This is a genomic window from Bifidobacterium dolichotidis (genome assembly GCF_003951975.1).
GTDB classification, from domain to species: Bacteria; Actinomycetota; Actinomycetes; order Actinomycetales; family Bifidobacteriaceae; genus Bifidobacterium; species Bifidobacterium dolichotidis.
On the sequence record NZ_QXGM01000006.1, the window covers coordinates 1 to 1832 of the forward strand.

1 protein-coding gene is annotated in these 1832 nt (G+C 39.7%); it reads right to left on the minus strand.

Annotated features, from left to right (window positions below; genetic code table 11):
- Positions 1–1621: 1621 nt before the first annotated feature.
- On the minus strand, positions 1622–1832 hold a 211-nt coding region (locus D2E26_RS07530), incomplete at its 5' end, for a hypothetical protein (protein ID WP_206432093.1).

A 1832-nucleotide genomic window follows, 5' to 3' on the forward strand; every position in this document is an offset into this window, starting at 1 on the left:
TCTCAAACCACCACCACACACCCAAACCCGAACCAGAGAAGAAACCCCAGCGGCCTGAGCGGCAGCAAGAGATAAAGTTACACCAACACCACCACAAACACAAAACACGGCGTGTCGCAACGGGGGTCAACAAGCCAAAAACGGCGTTATATAGCCGTTTACCGTCCATTAGAGCGACGAAATCAAGTCACCACGACCAGGACCGTACACCAGTCAACAATTGACGTTAAAAGTGGCCTTATTTACTGTTAGTGAAAATATGGCCTTGAAATAGGCGAATTGGCAACGAATGTACAACATACTCTATGCATATGGTGCTAGGCAATGGATTATTACCAGATATTCATGCATTACTGGATAGGATTTGCTACTTCCCTACTGAGTAATCAGCTACCTTCTATTGCAATATCAACGAGATCAGTTCGAAGGTGTATCTTCCCGCAGTTGGAATGTGATTACAAGCTTCGTTGCTCTGCAACCTGGATCTAGAGAAAATAAAGAATTCTCAATGTCCCTAAACTGAATCTTGCTTATTCTTCAGAAGTTACCTTTATGTGATGATCTTCGACAGTTACCTTAATCTGATGTTTTCGAAAGTTGCCTTTTGCTGATGTTTTCGGAAGTTGCCTTTTGCTGATGTTCTGTTGTCTTTGCTGTTGCAAATGTTTTTCGGAACTTGCTTTTGCATAAATCCTCTATGACTTAACTATGCTTCAGTTCTCTAGAACTTATCTTTGTCACTATTCATCAGCGAATACATTCAATATCATTCTTCATGAAATGCATTCAGCAGTGCACATCTGAATCCGCAAACACTATGCACTCTTGAAATGCACTTATCACTGATGTTCTATGTAACGTTTTTCTAATTCGTTTATCGTTCGCCTCTTCATCTTCGAAAATGTATCACTGTTATCAATTACATCGGTAAGATCTTCTGAACTCTTCGATATGCCAGATAGAAGATTTGCATTTTGACACCCAGGATACGAATTTCAACATCATTGTTGAGGACATCATGAAGTCGTCAATTATCGAAGTATCGGAATCATGCGTAACAAAACCATCCAAATAGATACTTCGATATATTTCGTTATTTCACATTGAAACTCGAAGTCGCTTTACAATGTCAATCCATTGCATATCGATGTATTCATCAAATATTACTACTTGGTGTTCGTTGGTCCGCAGATAACAACGCAGAAAAGTGTAATGCATCTCCATTTCAGCTCCAGCTAGGATCGAAATTGGCATATATAAATCTAGGTTGCTGGAACCAATCATGAATCAACAGTGTATGGATTAAGGATTCATGGATTAAGGATTCATGGATTAAGGATTGTGGATCAAGGATTGTGGATCAAAATTTCATAGATAACAAATTCATGGATTACAAATTTTGAGTTTAGAAATCAAATACCACTCGAATACATGTCGTTCTAAGAACCAGAGATCAGCAAGAGGATCTCAACGAACACACATTAAGGAATTTAGAATCAAGAAATTCAAAAAATGGAAAGAGTATGGAAGTGGGCGGAAGCGTAGAAGCTCTAGCCGAGAGAAATCGAACAATAGCAATGCAATCTGAGATGAGGAAAAAGAACGTTCAGTAGAAAGAATGCTAAGCCGTTTGGAAGAAAGAAGAGTAAGCAGAATGAATGCTAACCAGTTCAATAGAAAGAATTGTGTAATAGGAAAATGTGTTTAGATATGTTTGAACCCCGATAACCGTTGTGGTTTCGGGGTTCAAACTTGAAAAGTTGTGTAGCGGCGGCGTGCTACTCTCCCACATCCTCTCGAATGCAGTACCATCGCCGTGCCAGGGCTTAGCT